This window comes from Streptomyces sp. NBC_00370 (assembly GCF_036084755.1).
Taxonomy (GTDB): Bacteria; Actinomycetota; Actinomycetes; order Streptomycetales; family Streptomycetaceae; genus Streptomyces.
The window spans coordinates 5,003,317-5,024,206 of the sequence record NZ_CP107968.1 but is presented as its reverse complement, the minus strand read 5'-3'; the positions used below and the strand labels follow the sequence as shown (position 1 = coordinate 5,024,206).

General features: G+C 69.0%; 21 protein-coding genes. 4 read left to right on the top strand and 17 right to left on the bottom strand.

Features of this window, described 5'->3' with window-relative positions:
• Nucleotides 1–265 precede the first annotated feature (265 nt).
• The 8 genes from OHS57_RS22525 to OHS57_RS22490 form a co-directional block, all read right to left on the bottom strand.
• The gene (locus OHS57_RS22525) at nt 266–967 is read right to left on the bottom strand and encodes a TetR/AcrR family transcriptional regulator (RefSeq protein WP_078863473.1); all 702 of its coding nucleotides are present in this window, start codon (nt 965–967) and stop codon (nt 266–268) included.
• A 7-nt stretch (nt 968–974) separates the two neighbouring features.
• On the bottom strand, nt 975–1,772 hold the full coding sequence (locus OHS57_RS22520; RefSeq protein ID WP_328583164.1) for an HAD-IIB family hydrolase: 798 nt from the start codon (nt 1,770–1,772) through the stop codon (nt 975–977).
• A gap of 117 nt (nt 1,773–1,889) precedes the next feature.
• Entirely contained in the window at nt 1,890–3,272 is a 1,383-nt protein-coding gene (locus tag OHS57_RS22515) for a dicarboxylate/amino acid:cation symporter (RefSeq protein WP_328583163.1), read from the bottom strand.
• A gap of 424 nt (nt 3,273–3,696) precedes the next feature.
• The gene (locus OHS57_RS22510; RefSeq protein ID WP_107070061.1) at nt 3,697–3,993 is read right to left on the bottom strand and encodes a DUF4229 domain-containing protein; all 297 of its coding nucleotides are present in this window, start codon (nt 3,991–3,993) and stop codon (nt 3,697–3,699) included.
• Between the two features lie 53 nt (nt 3,994–4,046).
• Nucleotides 4,047–4,577 carry a GNAT family N-acetyltransferase gene (locus tag OHS57_RS22505; RefSeq protein ID WP_041985973.1) on the bottom strand — a complete coding sequence of 177 codons (531 nt, stop codon included), beginning with the start codon at nt 4,575–4,577 and terminating at the stop codon, nt 4,047–4,049.
• A 14-nt stretch (nt 4,578–4,591) separates the two neighbouring features.
• A complete protein-coding gene (gene mqnE, locus OHS57_RS22500) occupies nt 4,592–5,770 on the bottom strand; it encodes an aminofutalosine synthase MqnE (RefSeq protein WP_443042940.1) in 1,179 nt (392 codons plus the stop codon).
• Between the two features lie 109 nt (nt 5,771–5,879).
• Nucleotides 5,880–6,335 (bottom strand): Lrp/AsnC family transcriptional regulator, encoded by a 456-nt coding sequence (locus OHS57_RS22495; RefSeq protein ID WP_041985979.1) that lies wholly within the window; start codon nt 6,333–6,335, stop codon nt 5,880–5,882.
• A 75-nt stretch (nt 6,336–6,410) separates the two neighbouring features.
• Entirely contained in the window at nt 6,411–7,064 is a 654-nt protein-coding gene (locus tag OHS57_RS22490; protein WP_041995383.1) for a UbiX family flavin prenyltransferase, read from the bottom strand.
• A 216-nt stretch (nt 7,065–7,280) separates the two neighbouring features.
• Here OHS57_RS22490 and OHS57_RS22485 point away from each other — a divergent pair, with 216 nt between their 5' ends.
• Entirely contained in the window at nt 7,281–7,904 is a 624-nt protein-coding gene (locus OHS57_RS22485) for a rhomboid family intramembrane serine protease (protein WP_328583162.1), read from the top strand.
• On the opposite strand, the gene mqnP is transcribed toward OHS57_RS22485, so the two are convergent.
• Together mqnP and OHS57_RS22475 are read right to left on the bottom strand one after the other, a co-directional pair.
• Nucleotides 7,894–8,796 (bottom strand): menaquinone biosynthesis prenyltransferase MqnP, encoded by a 903-nt coding sequence (gene mqnP / locus OHS57_RS22480; RefSeq protein ID WP_328583161.1) that lies wholly within the window; start codon nt 8,794–8,796, stop codon nt 7,894–7,896. The genes OHS57_RS22485 and mqnP overlap by 11 nt on opposite strands.
• On the bottom strand, nt 8,793–10,244 hold the full coding sequence (locus tag OHS57_RS22475) for a menaquinone biosynthesis decarboxylase (protein ID WP_041985984.1): 1,452 nt from the start codon (nt 10,242–10,244) through the stop codon (nt 8,793–8,795). The genes mqnP and OHS57_RS22475 overlap by 4 nt, the downstream gene beginning before the upstream one ends.
• A gap of 97 nt (nt 10,245–10,341) precedes the next feature.
• On the opposite strand from OHS57_RS22475, the gene OHS57_RS22470 reads away from it, so the two are divergent.
• The 3 genes from OHS57_RS22470 (at nt 10,342) to OHS57_RS22460 (ending at nt 12,928) form a co-directional block, all read left to right on the top strand.
• The gene (locus OHS57_RS22470) at nt 10,342–10,626 is read left to right on the top strand and encodes a PLD nuclease N-terminal domain-containing protein (protein WP_041985985.1); all 285 of its coding nucleotides are present in this window, start codon (nt 10,342–10,344) and stop codon (nt 10,624–10,626) included.
• A 26-nt stretch (nt 10,627–10,652) separates the two neighbouring features.
• Nucleotides 10,653–11,105, top strand: a complete 453-nt coding sequence (locus OHS57_RS22465) for a nucleoside deaminase (protein WP_198533395.1) — start codon at nt 10,653–10,655, stop codon at nt 11,103–11,105.
• 395 nt (nt 11,106–11,500) lie between these two features.
• The gene (locus tag OHS57_RS22460; RefSeq protein WP_328583160.1) at nt 11,501–12,928 is read left to right on the top strand and encodes an alkaline phosphatase family protein; all 1,428 of its coding nucleotides are present in this window, start codon (nt 11,501–11,503) and stop codon (nt 12,926–12,928) included.
• A gap of 74 nt (nt 12,929–13,002) precedes the next feature.
• Here the strand turns inward: OHS57_RS22460 and ccsB are convergent, their stop codons facing one another.
• The 7 genes from ccsB to hemL all read right to left on the bottom strand — a co-directional run bounded on the left by ccsB (nt 13,003) and on the right by hemL (nt 20,811).
• Nucleotides 13,003–14,097, bottom strand: a complete 1,095-nt coding sequence (gene ccsB / locus OHS57_RS22455; RefSeq protein ID WP_041985986.1) for a c-type cytochrome biogenesis protein CcsB — start codon at nt 14,095–14,097, stop codon at nt 13,003–13,005.
• Entirely contained in the window at nt 14,094–15,896 is a 1,803-nt protein-coding gene (gene resB / locus OHS57_RS22450; protein WP_328583159.1) for a cytochrome c biogenesis protein ResB, read from the bottom strand. Before resB ends, ccsB begins: the two co-directional genes overlap by 4 nt.
• Nucleotides 15,897–15,900: 4 nt before the next feature.
• The gene (locus tag OHS57_RS22445; RefSeq protein ID WP_078863898.1) at nt 15,901–16,623 is read right to left on the bottom strand and encodes a cytochrome c biogenesis CcdA family protein; all 723 of its coding nucleotides are present in this window, start codon (nt 16,621–16,623) and stop codon (nt 15,901–15,903) included.
• 46 nt (nt 16,624–16,669) lie between these two features.
• Nucleotides 16,670–17,293: a TlpA family protein disulfide reductase gene (locus OHS57_RS22440; RefSeq protein WP_041985991.1), complete on the bottom strand. Its 624-nt coding sequence runs from the start codon at nt 17,291–17,293 to the stop codon at nt 16,670–16,672.
• Nucleotides 17,294–17,391: 98 nt separating this feature from the next.
• Nucleotides 17,392–18,642, bottom strand: coding sequence for a hypothetical protein (locus OHS57_RS22435; RefSeq protein WP_328583158.1), 1,251 nt, complete (start codon nt 18,640–18,642; stop codon nt 17,392–17,394).
• A gap of 127 nt (nt 18,643–18,769) precedes the next feature.
• The gene (locus OHS57_RS22430) at nt 18,770–19,489 is read right to left on the bottom strand and encodes a histidine phosphatase family protein (protein ID WP_041986003.1); all 720 of its coding nucleotides are present in this window, start codon (nt 19,487–19,489) and stop codon (nt 18,770–18,772) included.
• On the bottom strand, nt 19,486–20,811 hold the full coding sequence (gene hemL, locus OHS57_RS22425; RefSeq protein WP_078863474.1) for a glutamate-1-semialdehyde 2,1-aminomutase: 1,326 nt from the start codon (nt 20,809–20,811) through the stop codon (nt 19,486–19,488). The genes OHS57_RS22430 and hemL overlap by 4 nt, the downstream gene beginning before the upstream one ends.
• Nucleotides 20,812–20,890: the final 79 nt, after the last annotated feature.

The following is a 20,890-nucleotide window of genomic DNA, read 5'->3' as shown; positions in this document are numbered from 1 at the left end:
GCGCTTCGCCGTCCGGCGCGGGCTTGGGTGACGGGACTTGGTTGCGCTCTCGCCTTCGGGTGCTGGTCCGTTGCCGGTCTTGGCTCCGGTGGCGCGGTCGGGCGCGGGCTTGCGGGTGCGGGTCTTGGTTGCAGGTCTTGGTTGCGGTCTCGCCCTCCGGCGCGGGCTTGGGGGTGCGGGTCCGTTGCGGTCTCAACGTCCCGCGCGGCGTCCGGGGCCTTCGGAGGGGGGTGTCCGGACTGCTCGTCGCATGCGCTCCAGTGCTTTACGTCCGGACACCCCCCTCCTGCGGCCCCGGCCCCCTCCCCCCGGCGGTCGGCTGCTGCGACGCCGACCAGCGTTCGCCGTTCAGCAGGCGGCCGAGCCCCGCCCAGGCGAAGTTCATCAGCGTCGACGCCGCCTCTTTCGCCGTCACCTCCGGCGTCTCGTTGGCCCAGGCGGCGAGCGATTCCGCGGCGCCCACGAGCGCTTGGGCGAGCCCGGCGATGTCCCGCTCGCCGAAGTCGTCGGGGCCGTGCGTGTCGCGGGCCGCCTCGCCGAGCAGGCCGGCGACGTACGCGGCCAGTTCGTCCCGGGTCTTTCCGGCCTCGGCGGCGAACGGCTCCCCGTTGGTGCGGGCCTGACGGTGCAGTACGGCCCAGCCCTCGGGATGCTCGGCGGTGTAGCCGAAGAACGCGGTGAGCCCCGCCCAGAGCTGCCGGTCGGCGGGCCAGCCCGGCTCGACGGCCGCCTCCACCGCGCCGAGCAGCGCCCGCGCCTCGCGCCGGATGCAGGCGATGAACAGGTCTTCCTTCGAGTTCAGATACAGGTACACCAGCGGTTTCGAGACCCCGGCCAGCTCGGCTATGCCGTCCATCGAAGCGGCCCGGTACCCGTGCCGCCCGAACGTCACCACGGCGGCGTCCATCATCTGCCGCTCCCGCACGGCCCGCGGCAACCTCTTGCTCCGACCGTCCCCCGCAGCCATGACGCGACTAAGCGGGAAGGGGCGCCATCAGGGCCGGCTCCGGCAATTCTGGATTTACGCCGAGAAGCCAGTCGATACAGTCCGCGGTCTCTTCCCAGCCGGTGACCGAAATGCACGACACACCCATCGCGCGCACCGGGAAGTCATTTCCGCCCTCGTCGAGGCGATCGCCGACGAAGAGCACGTCCTGGATTTCCAGGCCGAGATGTGCCATCAGCTTCCGCATTCCGTACGACTTGTCGATTCCTTTTCGTGTCACATCGATCGACGTACTGCCGCCGCTGCGCACCTCCAGCTCCGGGAGCCGCGCGGCGGCGTACGCGCGCAGGCTCTCCTTGCGCGAACCGTCCGGGTCCCAGGCGGCTTTCGCGTCCGGCGGCGCCTGCTGGCCGAGGGCCGAGAAGGTGACCTGACTTCCGCGGTCCTCGATCACGTCTCCCCAGGTCTCCGACTCCCACAGCCCCAGCGAGCGGGCGCCCTCGGACAGGACGGAGACGGCGAGTTCCGTCTGTTCGGGCTTGAGGTTCTCGGCGTAGATGTCCTGCCAGCCGCCCGATTCCCAGCGGAGGTAGCGCGTTCCGCAGGTGGGCATCAGATGCAGCCGGCCGGCCAGTTCGGGCGTGAGCGGCAGCTCGTCCAGGACCTGGTTCCGGAACTGTTCGTACCGGCCGCCGGAAATGATGCAGACTTCTTTTTCCGAGAGAAGCGCTTCGAGGCACTTGGCTATCCGGGGCGTGATCTTCGTCTTCGAAAGAGCGAGAGTGTCGTCCAGGTCGAAAGCGACGACGCGCGGAGCAAGTCCCACGATTCACCTCATGTGATTGCGTGCATCCGTCCGATGCGGGGCCCCACGATATCGTGCCCCCCGAGCACGGGCTCGGGGGGCACTTGCGGCGCGGGGCGCCTCGGACGGGCCGTACGGTCAGGCGGCGACCGGGACGCGGTGCCGGTCCTCGGCCACGTTCTCGTCGGGGTTCTCGTCCGGGTTCAGGGACGTCGCCGAGTCGTAGGCGTCGCGGTCGAGGATGTTCTCGCCCGCGGCCACGATCAGCGGGGCGACGATCTGGCCCGCGACGTTCGTCGCGGTCCTCATCATGTCCAGAATCGGGTCGATCGCCAGCAGCAGGCCGACACCCTCCAGCGGGAGGCCCAGCGTGGAGAGGGTCAGCGTCAGCATGACGGTCGCGCCGGTGAGACCGGCCGTCGCCGCCGAGCCGACGACCGAGACGAACGCGATGAGCAGGTAGTCCTGGATGCCCAGGTGCACGTCGAAGATCTGCGCGATGAAGATCGCGGCGAGCGCCGGGTAGATCGCGGCGCAGCCGTCCATCTTGGTCGTCGCGCCGAACGGCACGGCGAAGGAGGTGTACTCCTTCGGCACGCCCAGGCGCTCGGTGACCTTCTGGGTGACCGGCATCGTGCCGACGGACGAGCGGGAGACGAAGGCCAGCTGGATCGCCGGCCAGGCGCCCTTGTAGAACTGGATCGGGTTGACCTTGGCGACGGTGGCGAGCAGCAGCGGGTAGACGCCGAAGAGCACCAGCGCGCAGCCGACGTAGACGTCGGCGGTGAAGGTCGCGTACTGGCTGATCAGGTCCCAGCCGTAGTCGGCGATGGCGAAGCCGATCAGCCCGATGGTGCCGAGCGGGGCGAGCCGGATGACCCACCACAGGGCCTTCTGGAGCAGTTCGAGCACGGCCTCGCTGATGGTGAGGATCGGCTTGGCCCGCTCGCCGAGCTTGAGCGCGGCGATGCCCGCGATGGCCGCCATGAAGACGATCTGCAGGACGTTCAGCTCGGTGAACGGCGTGACGACGTCGGTCGGCACGATGCCGGTGAGGAAGTCGATCCAGGAGCCCGTGTGCTGCGGGAGCTTGCCGTCCTTCGGGGTGAGCCCCGTGCCCGAGCCCGGGTTGGTGATCAGACCGATCGCGAGGCCGATGGCGACGGCGATCAGTGAGGTGATCATGAACCAGAGCAGGGTGCGGGTGGCCAGCCTGGCCGCGTTGTTGACCTTGCGGAGGTTGGTGATCGAGATCAGGATCGCGAAGAACACCAGTGGGCCGACGGCCAGCTTCAGCAGCTGGACGAAGAGACTGCCGATCTCGTCCAGCGTGGTGTACAGCCAGTGGATGTGCTGGCTGCGGGCGAGCCAGCCGAGCAGCACACCGAGCACGAGGCCGGCGACGATCTGGACCCAGAACGGGACCTTGGGTATGCGGAAGCCGGTGGACCCGGTGGATCCGGCGGGGGCCGGGGATTCGGCCGGCGCCGGGGATCCGGTGGGCGCGGGATTCGCGGACACGGACACACTCCAGTCGTGGCGCGTCCCGGCAGGGCGGGACACGGTTTTCCGAGAGGGACGGGGTGCGGCGCCCGCGCGCTGCTGAGCGTGGCTGAGCTGTCCGGGAAGGCGCCGCTGCTGATGCCGGGTCAGACGGCGCGGCAACAGACCGCGGACATGCAGCGGCAGAGATCGACATGCAGGCGCGCCACGAGCGGGACGCTCATGTCGTGGCGGAGGCGCACTGCTGTCTTCATGTCGAGGACGTTAACACTCGCGCTTTGAGCTGCTCAAAGCGTTTCTTTGGGGCCGCGGCGGTCCGGCGGGCCGGGAACGGGCCTCTTGATCGCCCAACTCCCCCCGCACACAAGACAACACCCCGGCTCCAGGGGGAACGGCCCCGGAGCCGGGGTGCTGCGCTGATGTGAGGAAGCTTACGCGGCGCTTACTCGGCGACGCCGTCCTCCTGCGTCCTGTTGGCCTCCAGCTTGGCCTTCACGCTCTCCACCCGGCCCGACAGCTGTACGGACATCTCGTCGCGCTGCTTGCGCAGCAGGACGAAGCTCAGGGGGGCCGAGAGGACGAGCGCGAGCAGCAGCACCCAGATGAAGTTGGAGTCCCCGAGGCCCTTGGGCAGCACCCCGACGTGGACCAGAGCGGCCGAGAGGACCAGGCAGCCCATGAAGATGGCGATGCGCATGCCGGTGTAGCGGACGGTGGCGCTTGGCTTCGCTAGGGACACGACGGGCCTTCTCTCATTCTCCGGTTCCTCCTGAACAGTGAAGCACGGCCGGTTCAGCCCCGGTTCAGGGGGAGCAGCATCGTAATGTCGTCCCTGTCGTCACCTGGGGCGACGCGGATCGCGCCGGGCACCCGGCCCATTTCCTTGTAACCGCAGGACGCGTAGAAGCGGTCGACGCCCGTGCCGCCGCGGCAGGTGAGCCGGATCGCCTCGATGCCGTCGAACCCGCTCGCCGCGTCCGCGGCGGCGGCCATCAGCTCGCGGCCGTACCCCTTGCCCTGATGGTCCGGGTGCACCATCACGGTGTAGAGCCATATCCAGTGCCGCATCAGCCGGTGCGTGTTGTACGTGAGGAAGACGGCGGCGGCGACGGCGCCCTCCTCGTCGAACCCGACGAGGAGGCGGGCGCGGCCCTCCGCCATCGCCACGAAGTGCCTGACCAGCTCGGGCCGGACGTCCTCGGTGGTGACCGGCGGTACGAAGCCGACGGCCCCGCCGGCGTTCGAGACGTCGGCCCACAGGTCCAGCAGGCCGTCCCTGAGGTGGGCGTCGACCCCGGGGTCGAGACGGAAGGTGAGCGCCACTGCCGTACCGGTCCTCACACCCGCATGGGCTGCGGGGACTCGCGCCGGTCCGGGTCGGGGCCGGGGAACTCGCGCACGGTCTCGTAGCGGGTGTTCCGCTCGACCGGGCGGAAGCCGGCGTCCCTGATCAGCTCCAGCAGATCCTCGCGGCCCAGCTTGTTCGGCGTGCCGAAGTTGTCCGCGTCGTGCGTGATCTTGTACTCGACGACCGAGCCGTCCATGTCGTCAGCGCCGTGCTGGAGGGCGAGCTGCGCCGTCTGCACGCCGTGCATCGGCCAGAACACCTTGACGTGCGGGACGTTGTCGAAGAGCAGCCGGGAGACGGCGAAGGTCTTCAGCGCCTCGGCGCCGGTCGCCATCGTCGTCCGCACCTGGAGCTTGTTGCGGACCTTGCCGTCCTTCATGTCCACGAAGTCGTGCTGGTAGCGCAGCGGGATGAAGACCTGGAAGCCGTTGGTCTCGTCCTGCATCTCGCGCAGCCGCAGGACGTGGTCCACCCGGTGCCGGGGCTCCTCGATGTGCCCGTACAGCATCGTCGCCGGGGTCTTGAGACCCTTCTCGTGGGCGAGGCGGTGGATACGCGACCAGTCTTCCCAGTGGGTGTTGTGGTCAACGATGTGCTGCCTGACCTCCCAGTCGAAGATCTCGGCGCCGCCGCCGGTCAGCGATTCAAGGCCGGCCTCGATCAGCTCGTCCAGGATCTCGCTCGCGGTCAGCCCCGAGATGGTCTCGAAGTGGTGGATCTCGGTGGCGGTGAACGCCTTGAGCGAGACCTCGGGGAGCGCTTCCTTGAGGGCCTTCAGCGAGCGCGGGTAGTACCGCCACGGCAGCGTGGGGTGCAGGCCGTTGACGATGTGCAGCTCGGTCAGGTTCTCGCCCTGCATCGCCTTGGCGAGCCGGACGGCCTCCTCGATGCGCATCGTGTACGCGTCCTTCTCGCCCGGCTTGCGCTGGAACGAGCAGTACGCGCAGGACGCGGTGCACACGTTCGTCATGTTCAGGTGGCGGTTGACGTTGAAGTGCACCACGTCACCGTTCTTACGGGTCCGCACCTCGTGGGCGAGGCCGCCGAGCCAGGCCAGGTCGTCGGTCTCGTACAGGGCGACGCCGTCCTCACGGGACAGCCGCTCCCCGGCGTGGACCTTCTCCTCCAGCTCGCGCTTGAAGCCCACATCCTGGATCGATGCAGTCATCCCGCCGCCTCCCATACGTCTACCAATCGGGCCAGTCGAGCCTACGCCCCCGCGCCGACATGACCGCAGCGGCCCTCCGTGCCGGGCCGCGCGCGCCGTCTCGCGGCGGTCACACCTCTTCGGGCAGCTCGCCGACCCTGTTCTCCCACTTCGTGGAGAGAACGATGGTGGTGCGGGTCCGGGAGACGCCCTTGGTCTTGCTGAGCCGGCCGATGGTCTTCTCCAGACCGTCCACGTTGTCGGCGCGCACCTTGAGCATGTACGAGTCGTCGCCCGCGATGAACCAGCAGTCCTCGATCTCGCCGAGGTCGCGCATCCGGCGCGCCACGTCCTCGTGGTCGGCGGCGTCGGAGAGCGAGATCCCGATCAGCGCGGTGACGCCGAGACCGAGGGAGGCCGAGTCGACCGTGGCGCGGTAGCCGGTGATGACGCCCGCGGTCTCCAGGCGGTTGATGCGGTCGGTGACGCTGGGCCCGGAGAGGCCGACGAGCCGGCCCAGCTCCGCGTACGAGGCTCTGCCGTTCTCTCTGAGGGCCTGGATGAGCTGCCTGTCCACGGCGTCCATATACCTGAAGCCTTCCATTATTCAGCGATCGCGCAAGATTACACTCAGAAACAAAGGACAGAATCGGGCCGCGCCTCAGTCTCCGCGAGATCCGCCGAGGTCTCCGTCACGAGATCCGCCGAGGTCCCCCGTCCACCTGCGGTACAGCCCGTGCGGCACGCCCGCCGCGTCCAGCACCCGGCCCGCCACGAAGTCCACCAGGTCCTGGATGTGCGTCGCCCCCGCGTAGAAGCCGGGGGACGCCGGCAGCACCACGGCGCCCGCCTCGTCCAGCGCGACCAGCTGCTTCAGCGTCTGCCCGCCGAGCGGGGTCTCCCTGACGGCGACCACCAGCCGCCTGCGCTCCTTCAGCGTCACACTCGCCGCGCGCTGCAACAGGTCCTTCGACAGGCCCAGCGCCACCCCCGCGACGGAGGCGGTGGAGGCGGGCACGATCAGCATCCCCTTGGCCGGGTACGACCCGGAGGACGGGCCCGCCGCCAGATCGCCGGCACTCCAGTGGCGCACACCGGACAGGTCGGGCGCGAACGTACCGGGCTTGCCGTCGGCGCCGCGCGCCAGCCAGGCCGCCAGGTCCTCGCGCCAGTGCGCGTCCCGGAAGGCGATGCCCGTCTCGTCCAGCAGCGTCAGCCGGGAGGCCCGGCTGACCACGAGGTCGACGCTCTCCCCCGCGTCCAGCAGACCGCGCAGCACGGCGGCGGCGTACGGGGTGCCCGAGGCGCCGGACACGCCGACGACCCAGGGCCGCCGGGGGCCTTCCCGGCCGGGCCTGCCGTGCTGGTCCTGCTGGTTCGCGGGCTGTCCGGGCTTCACCCGACCGAGCCTATCCGGCCGCCGGTGGCGGGAACCCGCGCAGGGCTGGAACCGCGGACGGTGCCCCGCGCGTTGCAGAGACGGCAGGGCCGGGGATGTGTCCCGGCCCGCTCAGGACCGCAGGGGGCTGCGATGCCGTATCCGAACCTCGACACCACCTCACCGCGCAGGCCGGGCAGGACCGGCCGGGTGAAGGCCGCGGGCGCCGTGATGGCCGCCTGGGTCGCGCTGCTCTGGGTGCTGGAGATCGTGGACGCCACGACGGGCGGCTCCCTGGACACCTTCGGGCTGAGCCCGCGCAGCGCGGGTGAGCTGCGTGACGTGATCCCGATGGCCTTCCTGCACCACGGCTTCGAGCACCTCGCGTCGAACACCGTCCCGCTGCTGGTCCTCGGCTTCCTCGCGGCCCTCGGCGGGCTGCGCCGGTTCGCCGCGGTCGTCCTGACGATCATGGTGGTCGGCGGCCTCGGGGTCTGGCTCACCGCGGCCGACCACACCAACACCGTCGGCGCTTCCGGGGTGATCTTCGGCCTGCTGGGTTTCCTGCTGATACGCGGCTTCGTCGACCGCAGCGCGGTCGACATCGTGATCGGTCTTGTGGTGCTGGTGGTCTACGGCTCGGTGCTGTGGGGCGTGCTGCCCGGTGACCCGTCGATCAGCTGGCAGGGCCATCTGTTCGGGCTGCTGGGCGGCGTGCTCGCGGCGTTCCTGTTCCGCAAGGAACGCCGCGAGCAGGCTCCCCTGTTCACACCGTGAGGCCGCGCACCAGCAGGTCGAGCAGCGCGAAGAAGAACAGGCTTATCCCGACGAAGCCGTTGACCGAGAAGAACGCCCTGTTCAGCCGGGACAGGTCGTGCGGCTTCACGATGGTGTGCTCGTAGAGGAACGCCCCGGCGACCACCACGAGACCGACCCAGAAGAACGCCCCGGCGTGGGTCGCCAGGCCGTACCAGACCAGCAGCACGGTCGTGACGGCGTGCGCCGCGCGCGCGCCGTACAGCGCCGCCGGGATCCCGAAGCGCGCCGGTACGGACTTCACGCCGTGCGCGCGGTCCGCCTGCACGTCCTGGCAGCCGAAGATCAGGTCGAAGCCGCCGATCCAGATCCCGACCGCGAGGCCGAGGATCACCGCGTCCCAGGACCACTCGCCGGTCACCGCGATCCAGGCGCCGACCGGGCCCATGGCCTGCGCGATCCCCAGGATGGCGTGCGGGAAGTTGGTGAACCGCTTGCCGTACGGATAGACCACCATCGGGACGACGGCGACCGGCGCGAGCGCCAGGCACAGCGGGTTGAGCAGCGCGGCGGCGCCCAGGAACACGACCACCGCGACCCCGGCCCCGGTCCACGCGGACCGTACGGACACCGCGCCTGTGACGATCTCCCGGCTCGCGGTACGCGGGTTACGGGCGTCGATCTCCCGGTCGATGATCCGGTTGCAGGCCATCGCGAACGTACGCAGACCGACCATCGCCACCGTGACGAGGAGCAGCCGGACCCAGTGGATGTTGCCGTCGAGCTGGAACATCGCGGTCAGTGCCGCGATGTAGGCGAACGGCAGGGCGAAGACCGAGTGCTCGATCATCACCAGCCGCAGGAACGCCTTGGTGTGGCTCGGCTGCCGCATGGGCGCCGCAGCGCTGGTCACAGGCCGTACTCCTTCCAACGGCGGTCGACCGTCGCCGCCGTCCGGGGATCGGACTCGACCATATGCGGCCAGCCGCCGTCCCGCGTGTACCCCTCCTCGGGGAGCTTCCTCGTCGCGTCGATACCCGCCTTGCCGCCCCAGAACTGCTGGTAGGAGGCATGGTCGAGATGGTCGACCGGGCCTTCCACGACGGTGAGGTCGCGGGCGTAGTCGGTGTTGCCCAGCGCCCGCCAGGCCACTTCGTGCAGATCGTGGACGTCGCAGTCGGCGTCCACGATCACGATCAGCTTCGTCAGCGACATCATGTGGGCACCCCAGACGGCGTGCATCACCTTCTGCGCGTGCTTCGGGTACTTCTTGTCGATCGACAGGATCGCGCAGTTGTGGAAACCGCCCGCCTCCGGCAGGTGGTAGTCCACGATGTCCGGCACGATGATCTTCAGCAGCGGCAGGAAGAACCGCTCCGTCGCCCGGCCCAGCGGCCCGTCCTCGGTGGGCGGCCTGCCGACCACGATCGACTGGAGCAGCGGCCGCTTGCGCATCGTCACACAGTCGATGGTGAGCGCGGGGAACTCCTCCTGCGGCGTGTAGAAGCCCGTGTGGTCGCCGAACGGGCCCTCCGGCAGCGTCTTGCCGGGCTCCAGCCAGCCCTCGACGACGACCTCCGCCTGCGCCGGCACCTGGAGCGGCACGGTCTTGCAGTCGACCATCTCGATCCGCCTGCCCTGCACGAACCCGGCGAAGAGGTACTCGTCGATGTCGCCGGGGAGCGGCGCCGTCGCCGCGTACGTCACGGACGGCGGGCAGCCGAAGGCGATGGCGACCGGCAGCCGCTCACCGCGCCTGGCGGCGACCTGGTAGTGGTTGCGGCTGTCCTTGTGGATCTGCCAGTGCATACCGATGGTGCGCCGGTCGTGGCGCTGGAGGCGGTAGAGCCCGAGGTTGCGGATGCCCGTCTCGGGGTCCTTGGTGTGCGTCAGACCGAGGTTGAAGAACGAGCCGCCGTCCTCGGGCCAGGTGAACAGCGCGGGCAGCTGGTCCAGGTCCACGTCGTCACCTGTCAGGACGACTTCCTGGACGGGCGCCTCCTTCACCTTCTTGGGTGGTACGTGCGCCATCGTGCCGAGCTTGCCGAACGCCTCGCGCACCCCCACGAAGCCGTGCGGCAGCTCGGGCTTGAGCAGCCCGCCGATCTTGTCGCTGATGTCGGCGTACGACTTCAGGCCGAGCGCCTTGAGGAGGCGGCGGTCCGTCCCGTACACGTTCATGGCCAGCGGCATCGACGAGCCCTTGACGTTCTCGAAGAGCAGCGCCGGCCCGCCGGCCTTGTTGACGCGGTCGGTGATCTCCCCGATCTCCAGATACGGGTCGACCTCGGCCTTCACGCGCTTGAGGTCGCCTTCGCGCTCCAGCGCCCTGAGCAGCGAGCGAAGATCGTCATAAGCCATGAGGTCAAGTATCGGTCACTCGCTACGCTGGTCCCGTCACGGGGCCGCGATCCGGTCCCGACCGCCACGCGCGGACCACGCGCAGAGGGGACCCGCCATGCTTCGGGTGCTGATGATTCTGGTGCCGCTGGGCCTCAGCATCTATGCCTTCATCGACTGTCTCACCAGTGACGAGAAGGAGATCCGCCATCTGCCCAAGCCCGTCTGGGCGATTCTCGTGCTGCTGTTCCCACTGGTCGGGTCCATTGCCTGGCTGGTCGTGGGGCGGGACAGGCGGGCGCCGCGCGCGGGGCGTGGCGGCGGCTGGGTCGCGCCGGACGACAACCCGGAGTTCCTGCGGTCCCTCAAGGACCGCGACGACGACACCCCGCCGAAGCAGTGACGCCGGACGGGGCCTTGGCCGGGCCGTTGGACGCGGCACAGGCCCGGGAGTGGCTGGCGACCGCTGTCGCCGAGGCGCGGGCCGGGCTCGCCGAGGGCGGCATCCCCATCGGCGCGGCGCTGTACGGCCCCGAAGGGGCGCTGCTGGGCCGGGGCCACAACCGCAGGGTCCAGGACGGCGACCCCTCGCTGCACGCAGAGACGGCGGCCTTCCGCGCCGCGGGCCGGCAGCGTTCGTACCGCGGCACGACGATGGTGACGACACTCTCACCGTGCTGGTACTGCAGCGGTCTGGTGCGGCAGTTCGGCATCTCGCGGGTGGTGATCGGCGAGGCGCGGACGTTCCACGGCGGGCACGACTGGCTCGCCGAGCACGGTGTGCGGATCGAGCTGGTGGACGACGCGGAGTGCGCGTCGATGATGCGTTCGTTCATCGAGGAGCGCCCCGAACTCTGGTACGAGGACATCGGCCGCGACTGAGCGCCACATCTGAGCGCTGCATCTGACCGTCGCATCTGACCGTTCGCCACACTCCAGGTGAATGCCCGGTGGCGGGCCGTGACGTACCCGCGCCGCGCGCCCGGCGCCGGTACGCCCCGGTGTCGCTGTCCGCCCGCCCCGAAAGCCGGCTGACGGCCGGTCGGTCCGGTCGCGCGACACCTGCCCGGACCAGGCAGCACGCACCGTACGGGCCGTTACGGCGAGCCCCGGCGCGCCATTGGTCGCACCACTGGCACACTTTGCGATCAATTGGCGCCTTTGCGATGCCTTGATGTGCCGTTCACGCAATCCCCCTCTTCCTCGGGTCCCGCGCCCCGGGAGAGTCGTCTGCGGTCGACCAACCCCCATGCGTCTCAAGGGAAGTGGGAATACCCATGCCCGAAATGACCCGTCGCAGACTTCTCGGTTCGACGGCCGGTGTGCTCGGTGGCGCCGCCGGTCTGAGTCTGCTTCCCCCCAGCATCCAGAAGGCCGTGGCAGCGGGCCCCGCGCGCGGCGGCTCGATCGACGACATCGAGCATGTCGTCCTGCTGATGCAGGAGAACCGCTCCTTCGACCACTACTTCGGCACGCTCAAGGGCGTGCGCGGCTTCGCCGACCCGCACGCGCGCAAGCTCTCCACCGGCAAGTCCGTGTTCTACCAGCCGGACACGGTCAACCCGCAGGGCTACACGCTGCCGTTCCACCTGGACACGCACACCACGAGCGCCCAGGCCATCCCGTCCACCAGCCACGCGTGGGCCGTGCAGCACCAGGCGTGGAACAACGGCGCGATGGACCAGTGGCTGCCCGCGCACCGCAAGGCGGACGGCGCCAACGGCCCGTACGTGATGGGCTACTACACGCGTGACGACATCCCCTTCCAGTTCGCGCTGGCCGAGGCGTTCACGATCTGCGACAACTACTTCTGCTCGGTGATGGGCCCGACCTGGCCGAACCGGCTCTACTGGATGACCGCGAGCATCGACCCGTCAGGCACCAAGGGCGGCCCGGTCATCTCGAACTCCGCGCCCAAGCCGTACAGCTGGACGACGTACGCCGAGCGCCTGCAGGCGGCGGGGGTCGACTGGAAGGTGTACCAGCAGACCGACAACTACGGCACGAACATGCTGTCGGAGTTCCAGCAGTTCCAGGACGCCAAGCCGGGCGATCCGCTGTACGACCGGGCGATGGTCGCGCAGCCCGAGGGCACCTTCGAGGACGACGCGCGCAACGACCGGCTGCCGGCCGTGTCATGGATCCTGCCGACGGCGGCGCAGTCGGAGCACCCCAACTACCTGCCCGCGGCGGGCGCGGACTTCGTGGCGTCGAAGATCGAGGCCATCGCGTCCAACCCGGCGGTGTGGCGCAAGACGGCGTTCATCCTCAACTACGACGAGAACGACGGCCTCTTCGACCATGTCGTGCCGCCGACCCCGAAGGCGGGGACGGTGGACGAGTTCGTCCAGGGCCTGCCCATCGGCGGCGGGTTCCGGGTGCCGTGCCTGGTGATCTCCCCGTGGACGGTGGGCGGGTGGGCCGCGGGTGAGGCGTTCGACCACACGTCGGTCCTGCAGTTCCTGGAGAGGTTCACCGGGGTCGAGGAGCCGAACATCACCGAGTGGCGCCGCCGTACCTTCGGCGACCTGACCTCGGCGTTCGGCTTCAGGTCCGCGGCACACCGGCCGCCGGCGCTGCCGACGGACACGGCCGAGCAGCTGGCGGAGGCCAAGGAAGAGGTCGCGACGCTGCCGAAACCGACGCTGCCGGGCGACGGCCAGACCCTGCCGAAGCAGGAGCCGGGCGTACGGCCGCGCCGCTGACACACACGTACCGCCTGCCCCGTACGGACGGGGCAGGCGGTACGGGGGCACGCGGTACGGGGCGGGCGGACCGCTCAGACGCCGGCGTACGAGTGCTTGCCGGTGACGAAGATGTTCACGCCGTAGTAGTTGAACAGCCAGCAGCCGAAGGCGATCAGCGCCAGGTAGGCGGCCTTGCGGCCCTTCCAGCCCGCGGTGGCGCGTGCGTGCAGGTAGCCGGCGTACGCGACCCAGGTGATGAACGACCAGGTCTCCTTCGGGTCCCAGCCCCAGTACCGGCCCCACGCGTCGCCCGCCCAGATCGCGCCCGCGATGATCGTGAACGTCCAGAGCGGGAAGACGGCGGCGTTGACGCGGTAGGCGAACTTGTCGAGCGTGGCCGACGCGGGCAGCCGCTCCATGACGGAGGTGGCGAAGGCGCCCGGCTGACGGCCCGCCGCCAGCTTGGACTCGTAGCGCTCCCGGAAGAGGTAGAGCAGCGTGGCGACCCCGCCGACGTAGAACACGGCGCCGCAGAAGATCGCGGTGGAGACGTGGATCCACAGCCAGTACGAGTGCAGGGCGGGAACCAGCTGGTCGCTGGCGGTGTACAGGACGGTGACGGCGAGGCCGAGGTCCAGGAGGACCGTGGTGACCAGGGGCAGCCCGAGCCAGCGGATGTTCTTCTTCAGCGCCAGGAAGGTGAGGTACACCCCGACGGCGACCGTGGAGAAGGTCAGGTTGAACTCGTACATGTTGCCCCACGGCGCCCGTTGTACGGACAGCGCGCGGGTGAGGACACCCCCGGCCTCGACGACGAAGGCGAGAATGGTGAGGGAGATGGCGATCCGGCCGTACATGTCGCCCTGCTCGTCACCGCCCGCGGCGCCGGGTCCGTCGGGGACGTCACGGGTGCCGGACGCGGTCCTGACGACGACCTTCGGCCGGTCGAGTACGGCGGTCCCCGCGCCCTTCCGGGCCACCTGCACCTTGACGGAGCCGGCCGCCGTGGACTCCTTCGCGTCGCCGGTCAGCGCTGCGGCGGTGCGGGCGATCTTGCTCCTGCTGCCGAACAGCCACTCCGCGATGTGCGCGAAGAAGGCGAACATATAGACGGCCATGGATGAATAGATCAGCACATTGCTGGTGTGCGCCAGGCTCTCGTTGGTTACCGCGGCGGCGAGATTCACTTCTCAGCCCCTTCGACAGTTTCGACGGTTTCGGCAGTCTCGGCGGGTTCGGCGGGTTCGTCGGGATCGGGCGCTGTGGGCGCCTGATTGTTGAGGGCCAGGGCCAGATCGCCCAGCTCCTCGGGGAGTTTGGCGGACTCGCTGCGGCCGAGCCCCGCCATCTCGACGACGGTGACGCCGTCCGCGCCCCGGGCGGCCCGGACCCAGATCCGGCGGCGCTGGATGAAGAGGGAACCGGCCAGCCCCAGGATGGCCGCGATGGCGCCGCCGAGGGCCCAGCCGGCGCCGGGCTGGTGGGTGATCTGGAAGCTCGCCCACTGCTTGACGTCCCTGTCCATCGTGATCGAACCGGCCCCGTCGGGCAGGGTCAGGGTCTCGCCCGGCAGCAGCGTCTTCTTCAGGATCTTGCCCTGGGCGTCCTTGAAGGGCTTCATCTTGCTGGTGTCCAGCTGGTACACGTTCTGCGGCACACCGGCGTTGACCCCCAGGTCCCCGTGGTACGCGCCGATGTTGAGCGCCGGGAAGTCGAGGTCCGGGAACTGCGAGAACATCTGCCCGGACGCCTTGCCGCCGTACGTGGGCACGAAGAGCGCGGCGAAACCGAGCTGGTCCTTCTTGCCGTTCTTGTCCCGGTACCCGTCCATCACCTTGATGGCGCCGCTGGACGAGAGGTTGGTGTCGAAGGGCAGCAGCGGCGTCGCGCCGGAGAAGACGACCTTGCCCTTGCCGTCCTTGACGGTGACGGTCGGCGCGTAGCCGTGGGAGATCAGGTAGACCTTCGAACCGTCGACCACGAGCGGCTTGTTGACCTTGATGAGTTTGGTGTGTTCCTTGTCGCCGGGCCCCGCCGTGTAGCGGACCTTCGCCTCGAAGGTCCTGGCCGTGCCGATCTCGGGCCCTTGCCGCTCCCACGTGCCGACGAACTTGTCGAGGGTGAAGCTGAACGGCGCGAGGTTGTCCGCGTCGAAGAGCGACCCCGACTTGAAGTCGTCGAACTGGGTGAGGGTGTTGGAGAAGGCGCCGCCCTCGACGATCAGCTTGCCGCCCTCGGACTTGAAGAGCTGGCCGCTGGCGAAGGAGACCAGCATCACGATCAGCGCGATATGGAAGATGAGGTTCCCGGCCTCGCGCAGATAGCCCTTCTCGGCCGCGACGGCGTCCCCGTCGGCGTCCGCGCGGAAGCGGTGCTTCTTGAGCAGCGCGAGCGCCGCCGTGCGTGCCTCTTCGGGTTCGGCCGTGGTGCGCCAGGTGGTGTACGCGGGCAGCCGGGTCAGCCGCTTGGGCGCGGCGGGCGGCCGGCCGCGCAGCTGGCCGACGAACTGCCAGGTGCGCGGGACGATGCAGCCGATGAGGGAGATGAACAGCAGGATGTAGATCGCGGAGAACCACACCGAGCTGTAGACGTGGAACAGCTGGAGCTTCTCGTAGATCGGCGAGACCGTCGGATGCTGCTTCTGGAACGTCTCGACCTTGAGCTGGTCGCTGCCGCTCTGCGGGATCAGCGAGCCGGGGATGGCGCCGAGGGAGAGCAGGAACAGCAGGAGCAGCGCGATCCGCATGGAGGTGAGCTGCCGCCAGAACCAGCGCGCCCAGCCGACCACCCCCAGCACCGGGCCGCCGATGAGGGATTCCTCGCGGGGGGCGGTGGAGAGCTGGGATCCTGCGGCGCCGAGTTCCCTGGCGTCCTGGACCTCGGCCCGGACCTCCGCCTGGGCCGCGCCGTCCGTCGTCCGTGCTGTGTCGTCGACCCGTGCTGTGTCGTCGGCCCGTGCTGTGCTGTCGGGCTCTGTCTTGCTCATGGAACTAGATCCCCACCGTGAAGCCGTTGGACCAGGACTGCGTCTGTTGCACGATGCTGTCCCACGCGCCGGTCAGCAGCAGCAGCCCCGTCACGATCATCATCGCGCCGCCGATCCGCATCACCCACGCGTAGTGCCGCTTGACCCAGCCGAAGGCGCCGAGTGCCTTGCGGAACGCCACGGCGGCGAGCAGGAACGGCACGCCGAGACCGAGGCAGTAGGCGACGGTCAGTATCGCGCCCCGGCCGGCGCTCGCCTGGTTCATCGCCAGGAAGCTGACGGACGAGAGGGTGGGGCCGAGGCAGGGCGTCCAGCCGACGCCGAAGAGCGCGCCGAGCAGCGGTGCGCCCACCAGACCCGTCACCGGCCGCTTGTGGAAGCGGAATTCGCGCTGGGTGAGCCAGGGCATCATGCCCATGAAGAACGCGCCCATCACGACCAGCAGGACACCGAGGACCTTGGAGATCACTTCCCGGTTCTCCTGGAGCCGCTCCCCGAAGAAGCCGAAGAGCGCGCCGCCGGAGACGAAGACCGCGGTGAAGCCGATGACGAACAGCGCGGCGCCCGCGACCATCCGGCCGCGTCGGGCGTCCGCCAGATCCGTACCGGCGACGCCGGTCACGTACGAGAGGTAGCCGGGTACGAGCGGCAGCACACAGGGCGAGAAGAACGAGACGAGGCCGCCGAGCAGCGCGATCGGCAGCGCCGCGAGGAGCGCGCCGTCCATGATCGTGCCGTTCTGGAGGGATGCCTCGGCGAGAGCCAGCACGGGATCACTTCTCCGCGATCAGCGGGTCGATCATCTTGTGCAGCGAGTCCGTGTTGACCCCGCCCAGCGACCGGGCCGCGATCTTCCCCTGCCGGTCGAGCACGATCGTGGAGGGGATGCCCTGCGGGTTGAGGGTGCCCTTGGGGAAGCTGTTGAGGATGAGCTTGCCCGCCGGGTCGTAGAAGCTCGGGTAGGTCAGACCGCTGTCCTTCTCGAACGCGATGGCCGGACCCTTCGACTCGTCACGGGTGTTGATCCCGACGAACGCCACGCCCTTGGGCCCCAGGTCCTCGGCTCCGCGCACCAGATAGGGCGCCTCTTCACGGCAGGGCGAGCACCACGAACCCCAGACGTTCAGGACGACGACCTTGCCCTTGAGGCTGGCGATGTCGAGCTGCTTGCCGGTGAGCGTGTCGCCCGACATCTTGACGGCCGAGCCGCGGTCGCCCTTCGCGACGGTGTCTATGCCGCCGCTCGTCGACACGAAGTTGGTGTTGCCGCCGCCGCCGGACTTGCCGCCACCGCCGCACGCCGTCAGCGCCAGCGCCGCCGCCACGCCGATGACCGGCAGGGCGACGGCGCGGAGTCGACGGCTGGAGCGGCGTCGGGGGGCGCTGCCAAAGTTCATGTGAAAAGTTTCGCATGGGCGTTTCGGGGGATCTTGCGCACCCCCCTCTGTGCCGGCGGCGCCCGCGAATCCCGCTGCGGGCGGCTGTGCGGGGACTGTCAGACGGCTTTGAGGAAGGTGTTCCAGCCGCCGGCCGGGTTCTGTCCGACCTCAAGTGTGCGCAACTTGGCGAGTACGGCGGGGTCCTGGACGTCGAGCCAGTCGGTGAACTGCCGGAACGACACCATTCGGACGTCTTTGGTGCCTGCGATCTCCTTCATCGCGTCTTCGACGGCATCCATGTAGATTCCGCCGTTCCACTCCTCGAAGTGGTTGCCGACGAAGAACGGCGCCCGGTTCGTTTCGTACGCCCGCCGGAAACCGGCGATATACGACTGGGTCGCCTGCTGGCGCCAGGCCGGGTAGTTGGAGGTCATGCCGTGGGTCGAATTCTTCGACTGGTTGGCGAGGATGTTGTAGTCCATGGAGAGGACTTCGAAGCTGTGCCCCGGGAACGGGATGCCCTGGAGCGGGAAATCCCAGATGCCCTGTTTCTTGTCGGGCCAGACCTGATTTCCGCCGGGGGAACTCGCGTCGTAGCGCCAGCCGAGTTCGGCCGCCGCGGGCAGCAGCCGCTCCTGGCCGAGCAGACACGGGGTGCGGCTGCCGACGAGTTCCTTGGCGTAGTCGAAGGGGAGCGGGTCGGCGTCGGGCAGGGCGCAGTTCGTGCGCCACTGGGTGACGAAGGACACGGCCTGGTCGATCTCGTCACGCCACTGGGCCGGGGTCCAGTTGTTCACGGAGCCTGAGCCCGCGCAGAAGTGGCCGTTGAAGTGGGTGCCGATCTCGTGACCGTCGAGCCACGCCTGGCGGACGCCGGTGAGGGTCGACCTGATGTGCTCGTCGGTGAGGTAGCCGATGTCCGACGCACCGGTCGGGTTGTTCGGCGGCCGGTACATGTCCTTCTTGGATTCCGGCAGCAGATACAGCCCGGAGAGGAAGAACGTCATCCCCGCGTTGTGTTCCTTGGCGAGTTGCAGGAAGCGCGGGAAGAGTCCGTTGCCGACTTCACCCGCTCCGTCCCAGGAGAAGATGACGAACTGTGGCGGGGTCTGGCCCGGTTCCAGCGGAATGGGCGCCTCGGGCTGGTTGGGCTGTTTTCCGGTGTCGGCGGTGGAACCGTCACCGATGAGTTTGACGTCCTTGTGCGGAGGCCCCGCCGCTTTTCCGTGTCCACCGGGGGCGACGCTGCTGTTGCCTGTCGGTTTGTTATGTGATTCGGTCCGGCCGGTGCCGCAGCCCGCGATTCCGATCGCGGCTGCGGCGCCGATTCCGGCTCCGAGCAGACCCCTCCTGCTGATGTCGCGCATATTGTCCCCATCCGCGTTGGTACATGCGTTGGCCCCTCTCTTTTACAAGCGGCAACACGTGAGATGTCGTAGCAAACGCGGAGGTTCTTGTAATTGTCATATCTTTACTTTTGTATGACTAACATCACTACGCTCCGTAAGCCTTACCCGCACCCTTCACGGGCTTGGCTCCGGCCAGCAGATGGGCGGGGACGAGGTCCCTGGCGGGCTCCGAGTAGCCCACGGACACGATCCTGTTCCCCTGGTACGTGACGCTCGTCAGCGAGGCGAGGGTGCACTGCCGCTTGCGCGGGTCGTGCCAGAGCCTGCGCCGCTCCAGGAAGCTGCGCACGATCCAGATCGGCAGCTGGTGGCTGACGCACACCGCCTCGTGCCCGCGCGCCGCGTCCCTCGCGCTGGTCAGCGCGCCCATCATCCGGACGACCTGGTCGACGTACGGCTCGCCCCACGACGGCCGGAGCGGGTTGGTGAGGTACTTCCAGTTCGCGGGCTTGCGCAGGGCGCCGTCACCGACCCCGAAGGTCTTGCCCTCGAAGATGTTCATGGCCTCGATCAGCCGCTCGTCCGTCTCCAGCGTCAGACCATGGCTCTTGACGAGGGGTGCGGCCGTCTCCTGGGCGCGCTCCAGCGGGGAGGCGACGACGTGAGTGATGTCACGCCCCGCCAGATGCTCGGCGACCCGGTCGGCCATCTGTCGGCCGAGCTCCGAGAGGTGATATCCGGCGCGGCGGCCGTAGAGGACACCGTCGGGGTTGTGGACCTCACCGTGCCGCATGAGATGGACGACGGTGAACTCTTCCCCGCCGTCCAGGGCGCCCCTGCTGTCGGTGCTGTCGGTGCTGGTCATTCGGCATTCTCCGTGGCTTGGGCTGCGGCGCGCGCGGCGGCCGGCAACGCGGCGGCGATCCGCTCGACGGCGCGCTCGTCATGGGCGGTCGAGACGAACCAGGACTCGAAGGACGACGGCGGCAGATAGACACCGTCGGCGAGCATCGAGTGGAAGAAGGGGGTGAAGCGGAACGACTCCTGCTTCTTGGCGCTCTCGAAGTCGTGGACGTCGTCCGGCGTGAAGAACACGGAGAACATGTTGCTCGCCGACTGCACGCTGTGCGCCACGCCCTCCTTGTCCAGGGCGGCCGTCAGCAGATCCTGGATCTCCAGCGAGACGGCGTCGAGCTTCGCGTACGCCGCGTCGTCGAGGAGCCGCAGCTGCGCGAGGCCGGCCGCGGTGGCGACGGGGTTACCCGACAGCGTGCCCGCCTGGTAGACGGGGCCGACCGGGGCGAGCCGCCCCATGATGTCGGCGCGCCCGCCGAACGCGGCGGCGGGGAAGCCGCCGCCCATGACCTTGCCGAAGGTCATCAGGTCGGGCTCGACGCCGTCGATCCCGTACCAGCCGGCCTTCGACGTACGGAACCCGGTCATCACCTCGTCGGAGATGTACAGCGCGCCGTTGGCCGCGCACAGCTCCTTGAGCCCGGCGTTGAACCCGGGGCGCGGCGGCACGACGCCCATGTTTCCCGGCGACGCCTCCGTGATCACACAGGCGATCTCGCCGGCGTTCGCCGCGAAGGCCTTTTGTACGGCCCCGAGGTCGTTGTACGGCAGGACGATGGTGTCGCCGGCCTGCGCTCCGGTGACCCCCGGTGTGTCCGGCAGCCCGAACGTCGCCACCCCGGACCCGGCCGACGCGAGCAGCGCGTCGACATGTCCGTGGTAGCAGCCGGCGAATTTCACGATTTTCGCGCGGCCCGTGAAACCACGGGCGAGCCGGATCGCGGACATGGTCGCCTCGGTGCCCGAGGACACCAGCCGCACCTGTTCGAGGGGTCCGATTCGGGCCACCATCTCCTCGGCGAGCGCGACCTCGCCCTCCCCGGGCGTCCCGAAGGACGTGCCGCGGGCCACGGCGGCCTGGACCGCTTCGACAACCTCTGGCCGGGAATGACCGAGAATCATCGGCCCCCAAGAACATACGAGGTCGACATATTCGCGGCCGTCCGCATCGATCAGATATGGACCGGTACCGGACACCATGAAACGGGGCGTACCGCCCACGGCCCGAAAGGCACGGACAGGAGAGTTCACGCCGCCAGGTGTCACAAGGGCGGCGCGGTCGAAGAGGATCTGTGAAACTGGGGCGTCATAGGGGAAGCTCACGGAATCCATGGTGTCAGAGGCTCGGATGTTCTTGCGGACAGGTGTTTCACCGCACGTTCGTTGGGGAGGTCACTGTCACGATGATCGG